Genomic DNA, 19,322 nt, shown 5'->3' on the forward strand with positions numbered 1-19,322 from the left:
ATGCGCGACACCGCTTACCTGGACTGGCCGTTTTTCGAACCGCGCCACGGCGCGCTGGCGCGCGAGCTCGACGCCTGGGCGTCGGGCAACCTGGGCGTGCACCATGAGGCCGACGTCGACGCCGCCTGTCGCGACCTGGTCGCCCGGCTCGGCGCGGCAGGCTGGCTGCGCCACGCGGTCGGCGGACGCGACTACGGCGGCGCGCACGACGCCATCGATACCCGCGCCATCTGTCTGATCCGCGAAACCCTGGCGCGCCACGCGGGCCTGGCCGACTTCGCCTTTGCCATGCAGGGCCTGGGCAGCGGCGCCATCGCCCTGTTCGGCAGCGAGGAGCAGAAGCTGCGCTACCTGCCGCGGGTGGCGGCAGGCGAGGCGATCGCCGCCTTTGCGCTGTCCGAGCCCGAGGCCGGCTCGGACGTGGCGGCCATGGCCTGCGCCGCGCGGCTCGAGGGCGACACGTATGTGCTCGACGGCGAGAAGACCTGGATCTCGAACGGCGGCATCGCCGACTTCTACGTGGTCTTCGCGCGCAGCGGCGAGGCCGACGGCGCGCGCGGCATCTCGGCCTTCATCGTCGACGCCGACACGCCGGGCTTGACCGTCGCCGAGCGCATCGAGGTGATCGCGCCGCATCCGCTGGCGCGCCTGCGTTTCGATGCTTGCCGGATTCCGGCATCGGCCCGCATCGGCGCCGGCGGGCAGGGCTTCAAGGTGGCGATGGCCACGCTCGACGTGTTCCGCACCTCGGTCGCCGCCGCCGCGCTCGGCTTCGCGCGCCGTGCGCTGGACGAGGCGCTGGACCGGGCCGCGTCGCGCCACATGTTCGGCAAGACCCTGGCCGACTTCCAGATCACCCAGGCCAAGCTGGCCGGGATGGCCACGAACATCGACGCCGCGGCCCTGCTGACCTACCGCGCCGCCTGGGAACGCGACCAGGGCCGGCGCGTCACGCGCGCGGCGGCCATGGCCAAGCTCACCGCCACCGAGAACGCGCAAGCCGTGATCGACGCCGCGCTGCAGATGTTCGGCGGCCTGGGCGTGGTCAGCGGCCAGCCGGTGGAAACGCTCTACCGCGAGATCCGGGCGCTGCGCATCTACGAGGGCGCCAGCGAAGTGCAGCAGCTGATCATCGCGCGCGATCTGCTCGGCGAACATGCCGCTGCCCAGGCGGCGCGGGAGCAGGCATGAGCGGGCTGATGCAGGTGTTGCAGCCGCCCGGCTGGCCGCGTCCGAAGGGCTACGCCAACGGCGTGGCCGCGCGCGGCTTGCAGGTGCACGTCAGCGGCATGGTCGGCTGGGATGCCGAAGGACGCTTCCAGTCCGACGACTTCGTCGCCCAGACGCGCCAGGCGCTGGCGAACGTCGTCGCCGTGCTGGCCGAGGCCGGCGCCGGGCCGCAGCACATCGTGCGCATGACCTGGTACGTGCTCGACAAGCGCGAATACCTCGGCGCCGGCGCGGCGCTGGGCGCGGCCTACCGCGAGGTGATCGGGCGCCACTACCCGGCCATGAGCGCGGTGCAGGTGGCGGCGCTGATGGAGGACCGGGCGCGCGTGGAGATCGAAGTGACGGCGGTGGTGCCCGACGACCCGCCCGACTGAGCGCCGTCATGGGGGCGTTTCTGGTACGGTTGTTTTAAACGTAACATTGGAGCGACCATGAACCAGATCGTACGTGTAGTGGAAAAAGTCGAAGACGCCGAGGCCGCGCGCCAGGCGCTGCTGGCGGAGGGATTCGACGCGAACGGGATCGAGATCAGCCATACCGGCGACGAAGCCGGCCCGTCCGAGGCGAATTTCACGGTCGGCGATTCGCCGGCGGTGAAGGGTGGCACCGACTACAAGGACGTGTACACGCCGGGGCTGGAGATCGGCAAGTGCGTCATCACCGTCACCGCGGCGAACGCCGCCCAGCTGGAGCGCGCCGCGGCGATCCTCGAGCACCACGGTGCCAAGGACAACGATCCGGCGCACGCGGCGGCCCGGCGCAGCGGGATGTAAGGAAGTGCTTGCCGCAGGGACGTAGGGTGGGCACTCCGTGCCCACGCGTGAACGATGAATAGACGCGGCGCCTCATGGAAGCCAACATGACGCCGACGTCACGCGTGGGCACGGGGCGCCCACCCTACGATTCGCCAGCTACGTTTAGCCCCAGCGCAGATCCGTCTTGCTCAGCGGCAGCTCACGCACGCGCTTGCCGGTCGCCGCAAAGATCGCATTGCACACGGCCGGCGCCAGCGGCGGCAGGACCGGTTCGCCCAGGCCCGTCACCGGGTAATCCGTCTTCAGGAAGTGAATGTCGATCTTCGTGGGCGTGTCCGGCATGCGCAGCAGCGGGTAGTCGTGGAAGTTGCTTTGCACGACGCGGCCCTTGTCGATGTCCAGCGCCGGATACATCAGCGTCGACAGGCCGTCGATCACCGAGCCCTGCACCTGGTTTTCGGCGCCGCTCAGGTTGACGATCTGGGCGCCGATGTCGCTCACGACCACGACACGGTCGACCTTCAACTGGCCTTCCTTGGATACCGTCACCTCGGCCACCTCGGCCACGTAGCCGCGATGGCTGAAGTGGAAGGCGACGCCCGCGCCCTGGCCGGGCCCGAACTTGCGCTTGCCCCAGTCGGCCTTCTCGGCCACAGTTTTCAGCACGTTGCGCATGCGAGAAACGCTGTAAGGCTGCCCTCGCTCGCCCGTGCCCGGCACGATGTCCTTGTCGCCCAGCAGTTCCAGGCGGAATTCGACCGGATCGCGGCCGGCCGCGTGGGCCAGCTCGTCGATGAAGCTGTGGAAGACCCAGGAGAACACGCTGCTGCCCGGCGCGCGCCACGGTCCCATCGGGATGCGGCATTCGAGCGCGGTTTGTTCCAGCAGGCAGTTGGCCAGCCAGCGGCCCGGGAACTCGTCGCCGGACAGGCTGCCGCCGCTGCCCGGCTGCAGGATGGACTTGCCCTCGCGCTCGACGCGGTTGGCGAAGGTGACGAAGTGGTTGTGCCAGCCGACCAGGCGGCCATTGGCGTCGACCGCGCCGCGCAGGTGGTGGAAGCCGCCCGGGCGGAAGTGGTCGTGCTGCAGGTCGTCCTCGCGGGTCCAGGTCAGCTTCACCGGCGCGCCGGCCTTCCGCGCAATCGCCGTGGCTTCGACGATGAAGTCGGAACTCAGGCGCCGGCCGAAGCCGCCGCCGCTGCGGATGATGTGCAGGGTGATCTTTTCCTTCGGGATGGCGAAGGTCGAGGCGACCAGTGCCTGGCCCGCGCCCGGGTTCTGGGTCGGCGCCCACAGCTCCAGCGTGCCGTCCTGCTTGAACCAGGCGGTGCAGTTCTGCGGCTCCATGCTGGCGTGCGAGATGAAGGGATAGCTGTAGCTGGCTTCGACTGTTTTCGCGGCGCCGGCGAATGCCTGCGCCACGTCGCCGTCCTTGCGCAGCGTGGTGGCGCCCGGCTTGCCCGCGGCAGCCTTGGCCTGGGCCGCGAAGTCCGCCCAGCTGTGCGTTGCGCCGACGCCTTCGTCCCACTTCACCTCCAGCGCGCGGCGCGCCTTGAAGGCGGCCCAGGTCGAGGTGGCGACGACGGCCACGCCGGGGCGCAAGCCGTTCAGGTTGTCGGTGCCCTCGACGATGAAGGCGTCCTTCACGCCTGGCATGGCCTTGATCGCGTCCAGGTTGGCGCTCACCGGCTTGCCGCCGAATACCGGGCACTTGACGTAGACCGCGTACAGCATGCCCGGCAACTGGATATCGATGCCGAACAGCGGCTTGCCGCTGACGATGGCGGCGTTGTCGACGCCGCCGATGCGGGTGCCCAGCAGCTTGTAGGCCGCCGGATCCTTCAGCTGGACCGTGGCCGCGTCCGGCACCGGCAGGGTGGCGGCCAGCGGGACCAGGGCGCCGTAGCCGAGCCTGCGTTTCGACGGGCCATGCACGACCGCGCCGTGCGCCGCGCCGCACTCGGACACCGGCACGCCCCAGGTCTGGGCCGCCGCCTGCACCAGGACGGTGCGCGCGGCAGCCCCCAGGCGATGGAAGTTTTCGTAATTGGTCGGAGTCGAGGTCGAGCCGCCGGCGCCCTGGCTGCCGTAGGCCGGGTTCAGGTCGCCCTGGACGATGCGCACGTCTTTCCAGTCGATTTCCAGCTCTTCGGCAATGACCATCGGCAGCGAGGTCTTGATGCCCTGGCCGATTTCCGGCTGCTTCGACACCAGGGTGACGATGCCCTTGCGGTCGATGCGGATGAAGACGTTAGGCGTAAAGGCGTCGGCGGCGGCCGGGGTGGAGGCGGGCGCAGCGAGCGCGCCGCCGGCGCCCATGCCGATCACGAGGGCGCCCGCGCCCATGGCGCCGGTGCGCAGGAAGCGGCGGCGCGAAGCGGAAACCGGGGCGCTCATTTCTTGCCCTTTCCGTTGGCGGCGATCTCGGCGGCGCGGTGGATACCGGCGCGGATGCGGGTGTAGGTGGCGCAGCGGCACAGGTTGCCGGCCATCGCCTCGTCGATCTGGGCGTCGGTCGGTTTCGGGTGCTGCTTCAGCAAGGCGCAGGCGCTCATGATCTGGCCCGACTGGCAGTAGCCGCACTGCGGCACGTCGAGTTCCTGCCAGGCCTGCTGCAGCGGGTGCTGGTGGTGCTTGTCCAGGCCTTCGATGGTGACGATCTTCCGGTTGCCCAGGGACGAGACGGGTATCAGGCAGGAACGGGTCGGCACGCCGTCGATGTGGACGGTGCAGGCGCCGCACTGGCCGGCGCCGCAGCCGTACTTGGCGCCGACCAGGCCGAGCGTATCGCGCAGGGCCCACAGCAGCGGGGTGTCGGCGTCGACATCGACCTGCTGCCGCTTGCCGTTGATGTTCAGCGTGGTTTGACTCATGGGCTCATCCTTGCCTGATAATAAACTTGAGCATGCTACCAAAACCCGGCAATAAAAAAACCTGGCAGTGATCAGTTTATTGTTGGCAAATTGTTGCAAGCGGCCTGGCGTCGCACATCCACGACGCGATGATGTTCGCTATGCGGATTGCATGGTGTTTTTTTGCTAACTACATATAATCGCTGCTTTCGTGTATCCACAGGCAAACCACCCATGGCCGAGATCCAATTTGCGAACAATGTGCGAGACCTGAGCAATTCGACAGGCGTCGACGCAGGATTCCAGTTCGAGTTCTATTGCGAACGCTGCAGCGACCGCTGGCGCACCCATTTCAAGCCCTACCGCAGCGCCCAGGCCTCGGGTTGGCTGCAGAAGGGCGCCAGCATGTTCGGCGGCATGTTGGGCAATGCCGGGAGGGTTCTCTCAGGGGTGGCGGAGGCAGGGTGGCACAGCGCGCGTGACGCAGCATTCACCGAGGCCATCGCCGCCGGCAAGGCGTATTTCAATCGCTGTGGCAATTGCCACGATTATGTGTGCGGCACCTGCTTCGATGCGGCGAACGGCCTGTGCTTCAACTGCGCGCCGAATGTCCAGGTCAAGATCACCCAGGCGCGCGCGGCCGGCGAGGTAACCGCCGCGTCCGAGCGCGCCACGGCCGAGGGCAAGGTGCGCGGCGGGCGTCACGCCGTCGACGAGGACATGCAGCTGGTCTGCCCGCAGTGCCGGGCCGAGACCCATGGCGGCAAATTCTGCCCCGAATGCGGGTTCAAGATGGTGCAGCAGGTCGCCTGCACCAGTTGCGCGACGATGCTGCAGCCGGGCACGAAATTCTGCACGGAGTGCGGGACGCGGCAGGCCTGAACGGACGCGCGCCGGCCCAGGCTGGCGCGCACGGGAGACGCCGCGCTCAGATCCCTTCCGGATACGTCTCCGGCGGTTCGCCCGAATGCCAGCCGCTGGTGGCGTCGAGCGGCACCAGGGCGTCGGTGCGGTCGATATGGATGATGGCGTCGAACTGCTGGGCCATCTGGGCGTCGAAGTAATGGCTCTGGCGCTCGCTGCGCGGCAGGTAGAGTACGCCGATGGCGCGCTCCAGCCGGCGTTCGAGCATCAGGCGGCGCACCGGGGTGTCGTCGCGCAGGTTCAGGTAGTAACGCGGCAGGCCGACCTGGTGCAGCAATTCCTCGTAGCTGCCGTGCAGAGCCGGGCGCACGCGCTTGCGTTCGGCCGGGCCATCCCATTCCGAGGCGGCCGTGACGTGGCCGTCGTAGGTCGAGAAGCCGATCAGGCAGGTCTGGCCGGGGTAGGCCTTGCGCGCCAGTTCGCCGACGTTCCATTCTCCCAGGCCGCCCACTTCGGTCGCGCGGGCGTCGCCGATGTGGGAGTTGTGCTCCCAGACCACGATCTTCGCCGGCGCGCCGTCGCGCGAGAGGTGGCGCGCCAGCGCATCCAGGGTTTCCGCCATGTGGCTGTCGCGCAGGTTCCAGGACGAGATGCGTCCGCGGAACATGGTGCGGTAGTATTCCTCGGCATTCTTGACCAGGCGCGCATTCTGCTGGGCGTAGAAGAAAGCGTCCTCGGCGCAGGCGCCATCGGCCCGCATGTAGTCGAAGGCGCGCTGCTGCAGTTCCTGCAGCTGGGTCAGCACGCCTTGCTGGCAGGATTCCGACAGGCCGATGCCGGTGGCGTAGCCGTAGTGCTGGCTGTCCTCGCCGTAGTGGTCGAAGCAGGCGTAGCGGCGCCGCGCTTCGAGCGCGGCGGCCGGGTCGACCTGGTCGAGGTAGTTCAGTACTTCCTTCACCGACGTGAACAGGCTGTACAGGTCGAGTCCATAGAACCCGACCTTCGGGCCGGCGCGCACGCCCTCGTTGTGGGCGCGCAGCCAGTCCACGAAGGCGGACACGTCGGTGTTGCGCCACATCCAGGCCGGGAAGCGCTCGAAGCCGGACAGCGCTTCGTTCGCGCAGCCGTCGCGGCCTTCGCCGCGCACGTAACGGTTGACGCGATAGGCATCGGGCCAGTCCGCCTCGACGGCCACCGCGGTGAAGCCCTTTTCGCGGATCAGGCGCTGGGTGATGCGCGCCCGTTCCTCGTAGAAGTCGTGGGTGCCGTGGGTCGCTTCGCCGATCAGGACGAAGCGGGCGTCGCCCACGAGGTTCATCAGGGCGTCGTAGTCGCCCGGCCCGCCGTCGAGCGGGTGGGCGGCATCCGCCAGGGCGGCGGCGCTGATGTCTGTCGCGGTCACCATTACCTCTGCATGATCAAGCCTGGGGCAGCAGCCTGGTGCAGCCGTTTAGTGCAGGAAGCGGCTGCCCGGCTTCTCGCGCGACGCGGCGTCGCGCGGGATGACGCCGCGCTCGATGAAGTGCTTCATGCGGGCGAGGTCGTCGTCCATCTGGCGCTTCGGGTCCGCGCCGAGCAGCACCGCCAGCCCGTGGCCGACCATGCCGGCGGGCGGCGTGTACGACAGGCGCACGGTGGCGAGGGTGCCGCCGCGGTAGGGTTCGAAGGTGACCGAGCCGGCGTTCGCGATCTGGGCGCCCGGTTCGCTGCGCCAGGCCAGGCGCTTGCCCTTCGATTGTTCGGTCAGCACCGAATCCCACTCGAACTGGCTGCCGGCCGGCCCCTGCACCACCCAGTGCGAGCGGCGGCGGCCGATGTCGCGCACCTCGACCACGTGCGACATGAAGCGCGGGAAGTTCTCGTAATTGCTCCACATTTCATAGACGTCCTCGGGCGAGGCATCGATGCGGATCGATTTTTCCAGCTCGACGCTCTGGCCGCGGCCGCGGCTGCTACCCAGCAGGTTCGACAATCCCTGGCCGCCGGAGCTGCCGACATTCCTTGCCGCCAGCGCCAGTCCTGCCAGGCCGAGCATGCCGGCCAGCGGCGAGCGGCGCATCAGGCCCAGCAGCCCGAGCAGGCCGCCGCCGACCACCGCCGGATTGCGCAGCAGGGCGTTCAGGTCGTCGCGGCCGTGCAGGTTGAGTGCGCCCATCACGCTGTCGCCGGCCTGGCTTGCCAGGCGGCTCAGGCGCGAGCCGGCGACGTCGAGTTCGCTGCCGGCGGTGTCCGCCATGCGCGAGACGCCGTTCACGGTATCGTTCCAGACCCGGTGGGCGGCGCCGTCGGGCTTGGCCGACTCGAGCATGCGGTTGGCGCGGGTGCCCGCTTCGTCGGCCAGGTCGCTTGCGGCGTCGCCGGCCTGGTGGGCCATCGCGCCGACGCGCTCGCCGATGCCGTGCCAGACATTGCCCAGTGCGCTGCCGGTGCGCGAACCGGCGTTGCGGATCGCGGCGGTCGACATCGAGCGGCGCGCGCTGCCGCGGTCGGGGTCGAGCATGTACATCAGCAGGGCGCCGGCGGCGGCGCCGCCCAGCAGCTTGGCAAGATCGTTCGTGTCGAAATCGAAACCGGTCTCGGTGCTCGTCTGTTTCATGTCCTGTCCTCTCGGTTGGGTGGTTGTTCAAGCCGGCGATCGTCCTGGTGGCGCCAGGCCATCGCCAGCAAATCCTGTACTTCCTCGTCGCTCGTCTGGTCGAAGCTGTCGTACCACTGGCTCACCGCCCGAAAGCGCGGTGGCGCCGCCAGGCACACCAGCTCGTCCACGTCCGGCTCCAGCATGCGCAGGGTCTCCGGCGGCGCCACCGGCACCGCAACGACCACCCGCGCCGCCTGGCGCCGGCGCGCGACCTGGACCGCCGCCGCCATCGTCGAGCCGGTCGCGATGCCGTCGTCGACGATGATCGCGACCCGCCCCGTCAATACCGGCTCGGCGCGGCCGCCCCGGTACACGCGGGCGCGCCGGTCGATCTCGGCCAGCTCGCGCGCGGCGATCGCATCGACCTCCTCGCGCGTCACGCCCATCAGGCCGGGCACGCCCGGCTGCAGCACCCGCACCCCGCCGCTGCCGACGGCGCCGATCGCGTACTCGGGCTGCCAGGGCAGGCCGAGCTTGCGAACGATGAGCAGGTCGAGTTCCAGCTCCAGCGTCATCGCCACCGCGAAGGCGACCGGCACGCCGCCACGCGGCAGCGCCAGCACGATGGCGTCGAGGCCGTTCGCGGACTGCGGCGCATTGCCGTGCCGCGCATGCGCGGCGAGCTGCCTGGCCAGCAGTTTCCCGGCCTGGGCGCGGTTCTTGAATCGCTCAAGGTCCGTCATGTCTCCCACTCCGAGCCCGTCCCGGCGGCGACGCCGGCCGCCTGCACACGCAGACCCGCGACGGGCCGTTACCATGCGCAAGCGACACCGCCGCCGGCCGCGCGTGCGGCCGCAGGGCCCAGGCCGGACAGGCTTACTGGATGGTCAGGCGGCGCGCCTCGCTGCCCTGTTTCTTGGGCAGCGTCAGGTGCAGGACGCCGTTCTCGAGTTTCGCCTGCGCCGCCGTATCGTCGACCTCGGTCGGCAAGGTAAAGCTGCGCATGAACTTGCGTGCTGAACGTTCAGAATACACCACGTTTTCGCCCTCGCGCCGCTCGTTTGCCTTGCGGCATTCTCCTTCGATCGTAACGCGCTCGCGATCGATGGCGACCTTCAGGTCTTCCTTCTCGACGCCCGGCATCTCGGCCTGGATTTCATAGGCCTGCTCGGTCTCGCTCATGTCCAGCCGCGGCACGGCGGCGGCGCTGTCGCGCAGGCCGCCGCCGCCCTGCGCCAGCGGCGCGAAGAAGTCTTCGAACATGCTTTCGACGAGGCGGCCGAACTGGTCCTCGACCGAACCGGGACGATATGCCGACAGTGGCGTACTGCCTCTCCTGACGAGATTCATGGTAGGCCTCCTTTCCATCATGATGAACATGCGCGGCATGGCGCCGCACCTGATTTATAGGGCAGCGCCACGGCGTTTTCAAGGCGCGCGGACGATGAGGGAGCCGGCTAGTGCGCGAGTAATTGCGCGGGGCCAGCGGACATGCGGAAAGAGGGAACCAGCAGCGCGCCGGACGGTCTGAACCAACCGGAGCGCGCGGCCGGAGCGCTGCTGCTGCAGCGCTGCCGTAACGCTCAGCCGAGCTGGCGGCGGTGGAAGCGCAGGTGATCCTCGACGAAGGTCGAGATGAAGTAATAGCCGTGGTCGTAGCCGGCATGGCGGCGCAGCTCGAGCGGCTGGCCGGCGGCGCGGCAGGCGGCCTCGAAGGCGTCCGGGTTCAGCTGGTCCGGCAGGAACTTGTCGGCCAGGCCTTGGTCGACCAGGATCCCTTGCGGGAAGCGCACCGGGCCGTTAGCAACCAGTTCGGTCGCGTCATAAGCGCCCCAGGCCGCGCGGTCGGCGCCGAGGTAGCTGCCGAAGGCCTTTTCGCCCCAGGGGCAGCGCGAGGGCGCGGCGATCGGCGCGAAGGCCGAGACCGAACGGAACAGCGCCGGATTCTTCAGCGCCATTACCAGCGCGCCGTGGCCGCCCATCGAGTGGCCGAAGATGCCGCAGCAGGCCGGATCGGCGCCGAACTCGCGCATCACCAGTTCGCGCAATTCCAGGATGTAGCTGTACATCCGGTAGCGTTGGGCCCAGGGCTCTTGCGTCGCGTCGACGTAGAAGCCGGCGCCGGCGCCGAAGTCCCAGCTGTCGGTCTCGCCCGGCACGCCGGCGCCGCGCGGGCTGGTGTCGGGCGCCACCAGGATCAGGCCTTCCTCGGCCGCGACGCGCTGGGCGCCGGCCTTGGTCATGAAGGTCTCTTCGGTGCAGGTCAGGCCGGCCAGGTAGAACAGCACCGGCAGCTTCCTGCCTTCGGCGCCGGGCGGCAGGTAGACCGAGAATTTCATCGGCAGGCCGATGGCGCTCGAATCGTGCTGGTAGAAACGCTGGGTGCCGCCGAAGCAGGCGTGTTCGCTCAGGAGTTGTGTCATGTTGTTATCCGTTGTTGGGTGACGGTGCAAGTATGCCAGTTTGGTTCGGTTTGGGTCGGGCAGGGTGGTTTGCCGGTGTGCTGCGCTTGGCGTTTCGATTGATCGTGTGCCGTACCGCGTGGGTTCGAGAACCCACCCTACGTAAAAAGCGGTGTAGGGTGGGTTCTCGAACCCACCGCGCGGCAGTGCGATCTGGCGAAAAGCGGCGCGCCAGCGTTCACACCAACCCGAACGCCCCCAGCACGGCCCCGGTCCCCAGCACCCACAGCAGGTGGATATTCGTGCGCCACACCACCACGCAGCTCGCGGCGGCCAGCAGCCACAACGGCCAGTCGGCGCCGCCGCGCGCACCCGAGCTGGCCAGGATCCAGGCCGTCGACAGCAGCATCGCGATCACCACCGGCGCCATGCCCTGCTTGAAGGCGCGCACGGCGCGCAGTTCGCGGTTGCGGTGGCCCCATTGGGCGACCTGGTAGGTGAAGACGGTCGAGGGCAGCATGATGCCGATCATCGTGGTCGCGACGCCGAGGAAGGCGGCCGCGGTGCTGCCGGCGTTCATGCCGACCTGCCAGCCCATCAGCGCCACGAACAATACGTTCGGGCCGGGCGAGGCCTGGGCCAGGGCGATCGAATCGTTGAACTGGGCCTGGGTCAGCCAGCCATGCTGCTCGACCAGGAAGCGGTGCATTTCCGTGGTGGTCGCGATCGCGCCGCCGAGCGACATCAGGGACAGCATCAGGTAGTGCGCGAACAGGTTGAGCCAGTCGTGCCAGGACAGGCTCAGCTCGACCGCCTGGACGCTCATGACTTCAGCTTCCGGTAGGTCAGGATGCAGCCGAGGCCGCCCAGGACCGGCAGCACGTAGACCAGCGGCGCCTTGACCATGGCCAGCAGCACGAAGGCGAGCGCGCCGATGGCGAGGCACCAGGCCAGCGGCATCGGATTGCGCGCCAGCGTCGCGGAAAGTTTCAGGCCAGTGGCCGCGATCAGTCCGGCCGATACCGCCGCCATGCCGCGCAGGGCGCCGGCCACGAAGGGGTTGCCGGCAAAGCGCGCATGGACGGTGGCCAGCAGCAGGATCAGGACCAGCGGCGCCGCCAGCAGCCCGGCCAGGGCGGTCATGGCGCCGGCCAGGCCGAAGTAGCGCGCGCCGATCATCATCGACAGGTTGACCACGTTCGGTCCCGGCATGATCTGGGCCACCGCCCAGTCCTCCATGAATTCGTCCTGGGTCAGCCAGCGCCGGCGGTCGACCAGCTCGCGCTGGACGACCGCCATCACGCCGCCGAAGCCCTGCAGGGCCAGCAGCGTGAACGCGACGAACAGATCGGGCAGGGAAGCGGGACGTGGATGGTCGTTGGCTGGCTCGGTCGTCATGCGGCGATTATCGCCTTGATATTGCCGCTACGCAACTAACCGCCTCCGATGCCGCGCATGACCTTGCCGCTGCCGCCGCACTGGGGACAGGGTTTGCCGTCGGCCTGCTTGCCGCTGCCGGAGCAGGCGTCGCAGATGTCTTCGCCGGCGCCGGGCGTGCCGGGCGCGGCTTCGTCGCCAGGGTTCATATCCGGTTGAGATGTCGTGCTCATGGATGCCTCGCTGGTGGGTTGATGGGAACAGCGCGGCCATTCTAGGCGTCCTGGGAAATGCATGGCGCAAGGATGGAGGAAGCCGGGCCTGCCAGCCGCATTTTTGTTTTTCGATGGAAAAATGACATTGACATTATCGTTTCTTGATCAATACTCCTTACGCAAGGAGTTTAACTACGACAAGGCGGGGGAAGGATGGAGCAGATTGCAGACCCAGGCGGCGTCGCCGCCATGGTGGCGGGCGAGGCCCGTACCGATGTCCGGCAGCGCATCATCGTCGATGACGGGATCGCGGTCCAGTCGAATGCCAACACGATGTCCGCGGTCGAGTACCTGCGTTCGCGCAACGTCGGACGTGCCGTCATCGAACGGGTCTTGCTGGAACCGGGGCGGCGCCGCGCCAGGCAATAAAAAGTTGCTCTACAGTTTGGATATCTGATATCAAAAACGCATCTTTGTGGCGACGCCAAGGCGTCGCTTATACACAAAAATTTCTTTTTTTTAATTCCAGCATTGTTGCGGACCAGTCTGCGGAAATGCGCGCAAGTCATTGATTTTGCTTGTGTTCGGCATTGCACGCCGTTTGGGCAGTTTATTGAAACCCGCATCCTGCCGCGCTTTCGCGATGTCAAGCCCTAGCTTTTCCACAAAGTTATTCACAAACTTTGTGGATATCCCGAAAAGCCCTTTAGATTCGCCCACTTAGCACAGCTTGTTAGGGAAACGTTTGAAGTGGCCGCCGAGTGGGTGCGTGCTTTTCGCCACAGGCTTGTCGATATGGAATGCAAAATGCACTTGCGAAAGCATACTGGACAAATGTACAGTCGAGCTGTCCGCTCCTTGTCCTTCCTTCCATGACTGTCGCCGCCGCCACGCCAACGAACCCGCCCGACCTCACGACCGCCGCCGATCCTTTCGCCAGCCTGAATCCCGCGCAGCGCGCCGCCGTCGAGCACGACATCGGGGCGCCGGCCGCGCGGCCGCTGCTGGTGGTGGCCGGCGCCGGTTCGGGCAAGACGAATACCCTGGCGCACCGGGTGGCGCGCCTGATCCAGGGCGGCGCCGACCCCCAGCGCATCCTGCTGCTGACTTTCTCGCGGCGCGCGGCCAACGAGATGACCCGGCGCGCCGGCAACGTCCTGCAGCGCATCATGGGCAGCGCTGGCCATGCGACGGCCCAGGTCACGACGCTGCCCTGGGCCGGCACCTTCCACAGCATCGGCGCGCGCCTGTTGCGCGAGTTCGCCGGCCGCATCGGCCTGGACGCGTCCTTCACCATCCACGACCGCGGCGATGCCGAGGACCTGATGGGCCTGGTGCGCCACGAAATCGGCCTGACCCAGACCCAGAAGCGTTTCCCGCTGAAGGGCACCTGCCTGTCCATTTATTCGCGCGTGGTCAATTCGCGCGAGCCGCTCGCCCAGGTCCTGCAGGGTACCTTTCCCTGGTGCAGCGAATGGGAAGACGAGCTGAAGCGCCTGTTCGGCGCCTACGTCGACGCCAAGCAGGAGCAGAACGTGCTCGACTACGACGACCTGCTGCTGTTCTGGGCCGAGATGGCGCTTGATCCCGAACTGGGGCCGGAACTGGGCGCGCTGTTCGACCACGTGCTGGTCGACGAATACAGGACACCAACCGCCTGCAGGCGGCGATCATCACCGGCATGAAGCCCGATGGCCGGGGCGTGATGGTGGTCGGCGACGATGCCCAGTCCATCTACTCCTTCCGCGGCGCGACGGTGCGCAACATCCTCGACTTCCCGAAACAGTTCTCGCAGCCGGCCGAGGTGATCACGCTGGACCGCAACTACCGCTCGACCCAGCCGATCCTGGACGCGTCGAACGCCGTGATCGCGGCCGCGCTCGAGCGCCACGCCAAGACCCTGTGGACGGACAAGGCCGCAAGCAGCCTGCCGCAATTGGTGCTGATTCCCGACGAGGCCGAACAGGCGCGCTGGGTCTGCAACCGCATCCTCGAGCAGCGCGAAGCCGGCATCAAGCTTACCGCCCAGGCGGTGCTGTTCCGCGCCGCCAGCCACAGCGCGGCGCTGGAGCTCGAACTCATGCGCCGCAACATTCCTTTCGTGAAGTTCGGCGGCCTGAAATTCCTGGAAGCCTCGCACATTAAGGACGTGCTGGCGGTGCTGCGCTTCGCCCAGAACCCGAGCGGCCGGCTGGCCGGTTTCCGCGTGGCGCAACTGATCCCCGGCATCGGTCCGGCCACCGCCACGCGGCTGCTCGACGCCGTCGCCGCGGCGCCCGAGGCCGCGCAGGCGGTCGAGGCCTTCGAGGCGCCGGCCAGGGCCCAGGGCGACTGGCAGGCATTCGTCGCCCTCTACCGGCGCCTGCGCACGCCCGGGCTGCGCTGGCCGGCGGACCTGGAGCTGGCCAGGGACTGGTACTTGCCGCACCTGGAGCGGCTGCACGACGACGCCCCAGTGCGCGCAGCCGACCTCGAACAGCTGACCCAGCTTGCCGGCGGTTATGGCAGCCGCGAGAGTTTCCTGGCCGAGATCACGCTCGATCCGCCGGAAGCGACCAGCGACCGCGCCGGCCCGCCGCTGCTGGACGAGGATTACGTGGTCCTGTCGACCATCCACTCGGCCAAGGGGCAGGAATGGAAGTCGGTCCACGTGCTGAACGTGGTCGACGGCTGCATCCCTTCCGACATGAGCACCGGCAGCGCCGAGGACATCGAGGAAGAGCGGCGCCTGTTGTACGTGGCGATGACACGCGCGAAAGAGCACCTGCACCTGGTGGTGCCGAACCGCTTCTTCGTCAAGCAGCAGGCGCAGATGGGCGACCGCCACGTCTACGCGACGCGCACCCGCTTCCTCACGCCGGCAATGCTGAAACATTTCGAGGAATGCGTGTGGATCACGGCCGAGAAGTTGCAGTCGAGGAAGCCAATGCCGGACAGCGTACGGATGCTGGTGCGCGAGCGCGCCAGGAACGCGTGGAAATAAGGCGGCGATCATGCCGCTTAGAGGAGGAAAGAGGGCTGAAGACCGGACTTCCAGGCAGCTGACCGGCTGACTTATCCCCCGCGCAGTTTTTTTGTAGGAATCTTCCGATAAAGTCTTACAACAGCCCGGAAGGTATCGTGCAAGTCTTTGATTTATAAGGGGCTTATTTTTGCCTTCCGAATGGGCATTTTGTTGAAACCCGCATCAATACTGCACTTCCGGCTTGTCAAGATGTGCTTTTCCACATAGTTATCCACATTTCTTGTGGATATCGGCGTTATCCTAATTAGATCAAGGACTTACGGAGCGAGATCAAAACTAGAATTGACGCACGTCAATTCTAGCGAAAATAGCCTGGGAGGCCGTTTGTGTAAGATGACGCATCCCTTTGCCATTGTCGAGTGCCATGTCCACCAATTCCAACACTTGCCTGCGCCATGTCGTGCTGTTCGCGTTCAGGGACGACGCCAGCGCCGGGGAAGTCGACGCCATCGTCGCCGATTTCGCCACGCTGCCGCAAGCCATTCCCGGCATCGTCGCCTACGAGTGGGGCACGAACGTCAGTCCGGAAGGGCTGAACGACGGCTTCACCCACTGCTTCACGCTGACTTTCGCCAGCGCCCAGGACCGCGACGGCTACCTGGTGCACCCGGCGCACGAGCGTTTCGTGGGCACGCTGGGCAAGAGCCTGGCGCGCTCGCTGGTACTGGACTACTGGGCGCAATAAGCGTCAACCGTCCGCGTCCGCATCGAGACGCCCACGGATACGCTGCAAGGCCTCGAGCGCCCCGAGCGGCAGGGCGACGCCGGTAGCGCCTTCCAGTTGCGGCGCGCGCGGGTTGACGCGCACCAGCGGCGCGCGTTGCAGCGCGCTCATCCGGCGCACCGACGGAATGTCCACGCCCGCGCCCAGTTCGATCACGACCAGCTTGCCGGCCGTCTCGCGCCAGGCGCGCAGGCGCGCGTACTGGGCCTCGGTGCGCGTGGCGATCCAGCCGCCGTCGTTGAACATCAGGATGTTGGGCCGCGCCAGCGCGCCGCAGCGCGGGCAGCGCGGCGCCTCGCCCAGCAGGCGGCAGGCGGCGGCGTCGACCTCGGGCGCGAACGCGTCGGCGCGCCAGATCGCCTCGCCGCAAGGCCGGCTGCATTGCAGGTGATGGATCGATCCATGGCATTCGACGACCTGGTCCTCGCCGAAGCCGGCGCGCTGGAACTGGCCGTCGACGTTGCTGGTGAACACGAAAGCGCCCCCGGGTTTCGCGCGCGCCCAGTCGCGCAGGATGGAGAAGCCGGCGTGCGGCCGCGTGGCGCGGTACAGGGCCAGGCGGTGGCCATAGAAACCCCAGGCCAGCGCCGGGTCGGTGCCGAAGCTGGCCGGGTTGGCGATCTCGTGGAAGGGGATGCGCGCCTGTCCCAGCGCCGGATAGGCGCGCCAGAAGCCGCTGTCGCCGCGAAAGTCGGGCAGCCCCGAGTCGACGCCCATGCCGGCGCCGGCGCAGATCATGAGCGCCTCGGCGCCGGCTATCAGCGCCGCCGCGCGTTCGATGTCCTCTTCAAGCATGTTCTCCCTCCCTGATCAGGCGCGTCAACCTGTCCAGTTCCGCCAGGAAGCGCTCGCAGGCCAGCGCCGGCGGCCACGGCTCCCAGGGCGCGCCGCCGTAGACGGCGGCCAGGGGATCGTCCTCCAGCACGGCGGCGCGGATCTTCAGCGTGCGCCGCACCTCGTCGCGCGACCAGCCGGCCACGTGCACCGCCTCGCTGGCGGCGGCCAGGCGGTCGGCGCGCTTGTGGCGCGCGTGCTCGGCCGCGGTCCAGGAGGGCAGGCCGTAGCGCAGGAAGACCACGTGTTCGAGCCGTTTCGTGAGCGCACGGAAACCCTCGCCGAGGAAGGGCTTGATGACGGACAGCGCGTCGAAGCCGAGCAGGCCTTCCTCGGCATCGTGCAGCAGCTCGCGCAACTCCAGCAGCGGGTCGACGCGGCCGCCGAGCGCGGCGCGCTGCAGCAGCATCACCGTGATCGAGTGCTGGGCCACCGACAGCGGCAGCGGCCAGGCCGAGTGGCCGCCCCAGCGGTAGGTGCGGGCCAGGCCGAGGGCGAGGTCGGCATCGTCCCAGTCGAAAGGGGTGGGATTGAGCAGGTCGAGGCGCTTGCCGGAGGGCATGCGCACCCAGGCGCGTTGCTGCAACATCAAGCGGAATCCGCGGCAGTGGCCTTGCCACGGTTGCGGCAGGGACGGTTGGGGGACCGCTTCGTGTCAAGCATGCATTCTCCGTGATTCCTCGTGGTGTCGATGTCCCGATTTTACACATCGGCGCGGTGAACCGTCGGCCTTGATCCATGCGAACATGGCGGCATCCAGCGGGCCTACACTGAGAGCGCTTAACAAAACCTTCAGGGCAAGGCGCAGCGTCGAAGACAGTACATCTGTACGGCGAGACGATGCAACGCCGCCATGGAGGTTTTGTTAGGCGCTCGTGTTAGGGTGCGGTTTTCGGGAGAACGGGGTGGACAGTACGCAAGGGCGGATCGATTGCGACGTGCTGGTCGTCGGCGGCGGCATCAACGGCGCGGCCATCGCGCGCGACGCCGCCGGGCGCGGGCTGCGCGTGGTCCTGTGCGAAAAGGACGACCTGGCCCAGCACACCTCCTCGGCTTCTAGCAAGCTGATCCATGGCGGCCTGCGCTACCTCGAGCACTACCAGTTCGGCCTGGTGCGCAAGGCGCTGGTCGAGCGCGAGGTGCTGCTGCGCAGCGCGCCCCACATCATGCGCCCGCTGCGCTTCGTCATGCCGCACGACGAAAGCGGGGGCGCACGCCCGGCCTGGCTGATCCGCGCCGGCCTTTTCCTCTACGACCGGCTGGCGCGGCGCGAATTCCTGCCCGGCTCGCACGCGCTCGACCTGCGCAGCCACCCGGCCGGCGCGCCGCTCCAGGCGCGCTACGCGCGCGGCTTCATGTATTCCGACGGCTGGGTCGACGACGCCCGCCTGGTGGTGCTGAACGCGCTCGATGCCTGCGAGCGCGGCGCGACCATCCTCACGCGCACCCGATGCCTTGCGCCGCAGCGCCACGCGACCCACTGGAGCGCCACCCTGGACGGCGGCGACAGCCAGCTGCGGGTGCATGCGCGTTGCCTGGTGAATGCCGCCGGCCCCTGGGCCGCGCGCTTTCTCGACGCCATGCCCGACCTGCCCGGCGGCCGCGCGCTGCGCCTGATCAAGGGCAGCCACATCCTGGTGCCGCGCCTGTTCGAGCATCCCCATGCCTACATCTTCCAGCATCCCGACGGGCGCATCGTGTTCGCGCTGCCCTACGAGGGCGCCTTCACCCTGATCGGCACCACCGACGTCGACTACCAGGGCGACCCCGACAAGGTGGCGGCCAGCCCCGAGGAAGTGGCTTACCTGTGCCAGCTGGCGAACCGTTATTTCGTGCGCGCGGTAACCCCGAGCGACGTGGTCTGGAGCTACGCCGGCGTGCGCCCGCTGGTCGAGGATGCGGCGGCCAGCGCCCAGGCGGCCACGCGCGACTTCCGGCTGGAGACCAGCACCGCCGGCGCGCCGCTGCTGTCTGTGTTCGGCGGCAAGATCACCACCTGCCGCAAGCTGGCCGAGCAGGCCGTCGACTGGATCGGGCCCGCGTTGGGCAAGCCGGCCCCGGCCTGGACCGCCGGCGCCTGCCTGCCGGGCGGCGACGTGGCCGGACAGCGTCCGGACAAGCGCGGCGTGCTGGAGTTCGGCGCCTGGACCGCCGCCCAGGCCGCGCGCTATCCCTGGCTGCCGCCGCAACTGCTGCAGCGCTACGCGCGCGCCTACGGCACCCGCATCGACACCCTGCTGGCGCGCCGCGACAAGCTGGCCGACCTGGGACAGGAAGTCGTGCCCGGCCTGTACGCGGCCGAGATCGCCTACCTGGTGACCCACGAATGGGCGCGCTGCGCCGCCGACATCCTCTGGCGGCGCAGCAAGCTCGGCCTGCACGTCGCGCCCGGCAGCGCCAGCCGGCTGGACGAGTGGCTCGTCGCGCGCCAGCCGGCCCCGGCTTTCTGAGCACGGAGCAGGGCGG

The 19,322-nt window shown here is 68.1% G+C and carries 19 protein-coding genes and 1 pseudogene; 8 read left to right on the forward strand and 12 right to left on the reverse strand.

Features of this window, described 5'->3' with window-relative positions; all coding sequences use genetic code 11:
* The 3 genes from RT688_RS12810 to RT688_RS12820 are packed head-to-tail and all read left to right on the forward strand — an operon-like array spanning position 1 to position 2,003.
* Positions 1–1,191, forward strand: coding sequence for an acyl-CoA dehydrogenase family protein (locus tag RT688_RS12810; protein ID WP_313705268.1), 1,191 nt, complete (start codon positions 1–3; stop codon positions 1,189–1,191).
* Positions 1,192–1,199: 8 nt separating this feature from the next.
* Entirely contained in the window at positions 1,200–1,604 is a 405-nt protein-coding gene (locus RT688_RS12815; protein WP_313705316.1) for a RidA family protein, read from the forward strand.
* A gap of 57 nt (positions 1,605–1,661) precedes the next feature.
* A complete protein-coding gene (locus RT688_RS12820; RefSeq protein WP_313705269.1) occupies positions 1,662–2,003 on the forward strand; it encodes a hypothetical protein in 342 nt (113 codons plus the stop codon).
* Positions 2,004–2,147: 144 nt separating this feature from the next.
* On the opposite strand, the gene RT688_RS12825 is transcribed toward RT688_RS12820, so the two are convergent.
* Together RT688_RS12825 and RT688_RS12830 are read right to left on the reverse strand one after the other, a co-directional pair.
* Entirely contained in the window at positions 2,148–4,382 is a 2,235-nt protein-coding gene (locus RT688_RS12825) for a molybdopterin cofactor-binding domain-containing protein (RefSeq protein WP_313705270.1), read from the reverse strand.
* A complete protein-coding gene (locus RT688_RS12830) occupies positions 4,379–4,858 on the reverse strand; it encodes a 2Fe-2S iron-sulfur cluster-binding protein (RefSeq protein ID WP_313705271.1) in 480 nt (159 codons plus the stop codon). The genes RT688_RS12825 and RT688_RS12830 overlap by 4 nt, the downstream gene beginning before the upstream one ends.
* A 213-nt stretch (positions 4,859–5,071) precedes the next feature.
* Here RT688_RS12830 and RT688_RS12835 point away from each other — a divergent pair, with 213 nt between their 5' ends.
* A complete protein-coding gene (locus RT688_RS12835; RefSeq protein WP_313705272.1) occupies positions 5,072–5,719 on the forward strand; it encodes a zinc ribbon domain-containing protein in 648 nt (215 codons plus the stop codon).
* Positions 5,720–5,765: 46 nt separating this feature from the next.
* On the opposite strand, the gene RT688_RS12840 is transcribed toward RT688_RS12835, so the two are convergent.
* The 8 genes from RT688_RS12840 to RT688_RS12875 form a co-directional block, all read right to left on the reverse strand.
* Positions 5,766–7,106 (reverse strand): erythromycin esterase family protein, encoded by a 1,341-nt coding sequence (locus tag RT688_RS12840; protein ID WP_313705273.1) that lies wholly within the window; start codon positions 7,104–7,106, stop codon positions 5,766–5,768.
* A gap of 45 nt (positions 7,107–7,151) precedes the next feature.
* Positions 7,152–8,297 (reverse strand): SRPBCC family protein, encoded by a 1,146-nt coding sequence (locus RT688_RS12845; RefSeq protein ID WP_313705274.1) that lies wholly within the window; start codon positions 8,295–8,297, stop codon positions 7,152–7,154.
* Positions 8,294–9,022 carry a phosphoribosyltransferase family protein gene (locus RT688_RS12850; RefSeq protein ID WP_313705275.1) on the reverse strand — a complete coding sequence of 243 codons (729 nt, stop codon included), beginning with the start codon at positions 9,020–9,022 and terminating at the stop codon, positions 8,294–8,296. The genes RT688_RS12845 and RT688_RS12850 overlap by 4 nt, the downstream gene beginning before the upstream one ends.
* 133 nt (positions 9,023–9,155) lie before the next feature.
* Positions 9,156–9,629, reverse strand: coding sequence for an Hsp20/alpha crystallin family protein (locus RT688_RS12855; protein WP_313705276.1), 474 nt, complete (start codon positions 9,627–9,629; stop codon positions 9,156–9,158).
* Positions 9,630–9,862: 233 nt separating this feature from the next.
* The gene (gene fghA / locus RT688_RS12860) at positions 9,863–10,702 is read right to left on the reverse strand and encodes an S-formylglutathione hydrolase (protein ID WP_313705277.1); all 840 of its coding nucleotides are present in this window, start codon (positions 10,700–10,702) and stop codon (positions 9,863–9,865) included.
* 217 nt (positions 10,703–10,919) lie between these two features.
* Complete coding sequence (locus tag RT688_RS12865; protein WP_313705278.1) at positions 10,920–11,507, reverse strand: chromate transporter; 588 nt, start codon at positions 11,505–11,507, stop codon at positions 10,920–10,922.
* Positions 11,504–12,079: a chromate transporter gene (locus tag RT688_RS12870; protein ID WP_313705279.1), complete on the reverse strand. Its 576-nt coding sequence runs from the start codon at positions 12,077–12,079 to the stop codon at positions 11,504–11,506. Before RT688_RS12870 ends, RT688_RS12865 begins: the two co-directional genes overlap by 4 nt.
* A gap of 35 nt (positions 12,080–12,114) precedes the next feature.
* On the reverse strand, positions 12,115–12,291 hold the full coding sequence (locus RT688_RS12875) for a hypothetical protein (RefSeq protein ID WP_312547313.1): 177 nt from the start codon (positions 12,289–12,291) through the stop codon (positions 12,115–12,117).
* Positions 12,292–12,486: 195 nt separating this feature from the next.
* Between RT688_RS12875 and RT688_RS12880 the strand changes: the two genes are divergently transcribed.
* The 3 genes and pseudogenes from RT688_RS12880 (at position 12,487) to RT688_RS12890 (ending at position 15,983) form a co-directional block, all read left to right on the forward strand.
* A complete protein-coding gene (locus RT688_RS12880) occupies positions 12,487–12,702 on the forward strand; it encodes a hypothetical protein (RefSeq protein ID WP_313705280.1) in 216 nt (71 codons plus the stop codon).
* Between the two features lie 443 nt (positions 12,703–13,145).
* Positions 13,146–15,256: pseudogene (locus tag RT688_RS12885) on the forward strand (ATP-dependent helicase).
* Between the two features lie 406 nt (positions 15,257–15,662).
* Complete coding sequence (locus RT688_RS12890; protein ID WP_313705281.1) at positions 15,663–15,983, forward strand: Dabb family protein; 321 nt, start codon at positions 15,663–15,665, stop codon at positions 15,981–15,983.
* 3 nt (positions 15,984–15,986) lie between these two features.
* Here RT688_RS12890 and RT688_RS12895 read toward each other — a convergent pair whose 3' ends face one another.
* Both RT688_RS12895 and RT688_RS12900 read right to left on the reverse strand, forming a co-directional pair.
* The gene (locus tag RT688_RS12895; RefSeq protein ID WP_313705282.1) at positions 15,987–16,817 is read right to left on the reverse strand and encodes a Sir2 family NAD-dependent protein deacetylase; all 831 of its coding nucleotides are present in this window, start codon (positions 16,815–16,817) and stop codon (positions 15,987–15,989) included.
* Positions 16,810–17,445, reverse strand: coding sequence for a phosphohydrolase (locus RT688_RS12900; protein WP_313705283.1), 636 nt, complete (start codon positions 17,443–17,445; stop codon positions 16,810–16,812). The genes RT688_RS12895 and RT688_RS12900 overlap by 8 nt, the downstream gene beginning before the upstream one ends.
* Before the next feature lie 316 nt (positions 17,446–17,761).
* Between RT688_RS12900 and glpD the strand changes: the two genes are divergently transcribed.
* On the forward strand, positions 17,762–19,306 hold the full coding sequence (gene glpD / locus RT688_RS12905) for a glycerol-3-phosphate dehydrogenase (protein WP_313705284.1): 1,545 nt from the start codon (positions 17,762–17,764) through the stop codon (positions 19,304–19,306).
* Positions 19,307–19,322 lie beyond the last annotated feature (16 nt).

It is taken from the genome of Massilia sp., assembly GCF_032106685.1.
Taxonomy (GTDB): Bacteria; Pseudomonadota; Gammaproteobacteria; order Burkholderiales; family Burkholderiaceae_D; genus Telluria.

What these genes read in the sequence shown, in the direction of transcription:
- RT688_RS12815 (WP_313705316.1), top strand. Translation starts at nt 1,200, where the DNA reads ATGCAGGTGTTGCAGCCGCCCGGCTGGCCGCGTCCGAAGGGCTACGCC.
- RT688_RS12840 (WP_313705273.1), bottom strand. Translation starts at nt 7,106, where the DNA reads ATGGTGACCGCGACAGACATCAGCGCCGCCGCCCTGGCGGATGCCGCC.
- RT688_RS12825 (WP_313705270.1), bottom strand. Translation starts at nt 4,382, where the DNA reads ATGAGCGCCCCGGTTTCCGCTTCGCGCCGCCGCTTCCTGCGCACCGGC.
- RT688_RS12895 (WP_313705282.1), bottom strand. Translation starts at nt 16,817, where the DNA reads ATGCTTGAAGAGGACATCGAACGCGCGGCGGCGCTGATAGCCGGCGCC.
- RT688_RS12845 (WP_313705274.1), bottom strand. Translation starts at nt 8,297, where the DNA reads ATGAAACAGACGAGCACCGAGACCGGTTTCGATTTCGACACGAACGAT.
- RT688_RS12890 (WP_313705281.1), top strand. Translation starts at nt 15,663, where the DNA reads ATGTCCACCAATTCCAACACTTGCCTGCGCCATGTCGTGCTGTTCGCG.
- RT688_RS12830 (WP_313705271.1), bottom strand. Translation starts at nt 4,858, where the DNA reads ATGAGTCAAACCACGCTGAACATCAACGGCAAGCGGCAGCAGGTCGAT.
- RT688_RS12870 (WP_313705279.1), bottom strand. Translation starts at nt 12,079, where the DNA reads ATGACGACCGAGCCAGCCAACGACCATCCACGTCCCGCTTCCCTGCCC.
- fghA (WP_313705277.1), bottom strand. Translation starts at nt 10,702, where the DNA reads ATGACACAACTCCTGAGCGAACACGCCTGCTTCGGCGGCACCCAGCGT.
- RT688_RS12850 (WP_313705275.1), bottom strand. Translation starts at nt 9,022, where the DNA reads ATGACGGACCTTGAGCGATTCAAGAACCGCGCCCAGGCCGGGAAACTG.
- RT688_RS12810 (WP_313705268.1), top strand. Translation starts at nt 1, where the DNA reads ATGCGCGACACCGCTTACCTGGACTGGCCGTTTTTCGAACCGCGCCAC.
- RT688_RS12900 (WP_313705283.1), bottom strand. Translation starts at nt 17,445, where the DNA reads ATGTTGCAGCAACGCGCCTGGGTGCGCATGCCCTCCGGCAAGCGCCTC.
- RT688_RS12835 (WP_313705272.1), top strand. Translation starts at nt 5,072, where the DNA reads ATGGCCGAGATCCAATTTGCGAACAATGTGCGAGACCTGAGCAATTCG.
- RT688_RS12855 (WP_313705276.1), bottom strand. Translation starts at nt 9,629, where the DNA reads ATGAATCTCGTCAGGAGAGGCAGTACGCCACTGTCGGCATATCGTCCC.
- RT688_RS12820 (WP_313705269.1), top strand. Translation starts at nt 1,662, where the DNA reads ATGAACCAGATCGTACGTGTAGTGGAAAAAGTCGAAGACGCCGAGGCC.
- RT688_RS12880 (WP_313705280.1), top strand. Translation starts at nt 12,487, where the DNA reads ATGGAGCAGATTGCAGACCCAGGCGGCGTCGCCGCCATGGTGGCGGGC.
- RT688_RS12875 (WP_312547313.1), bottom strand. Translation starts at nt 12,291, where the DNA reads ATGAGCACGACATCTCAACCGGATATGAACCCTGGCGACGAAGCCGCG.
- RT688_RS12865 (WP_313705278.1), bottom strand. Translation starts at nt 11,507, where the DNA reads ATGAGCGTCCAGGCGGTCGAGCTGAGCCTGTCCTGGCACGACTGGCTC.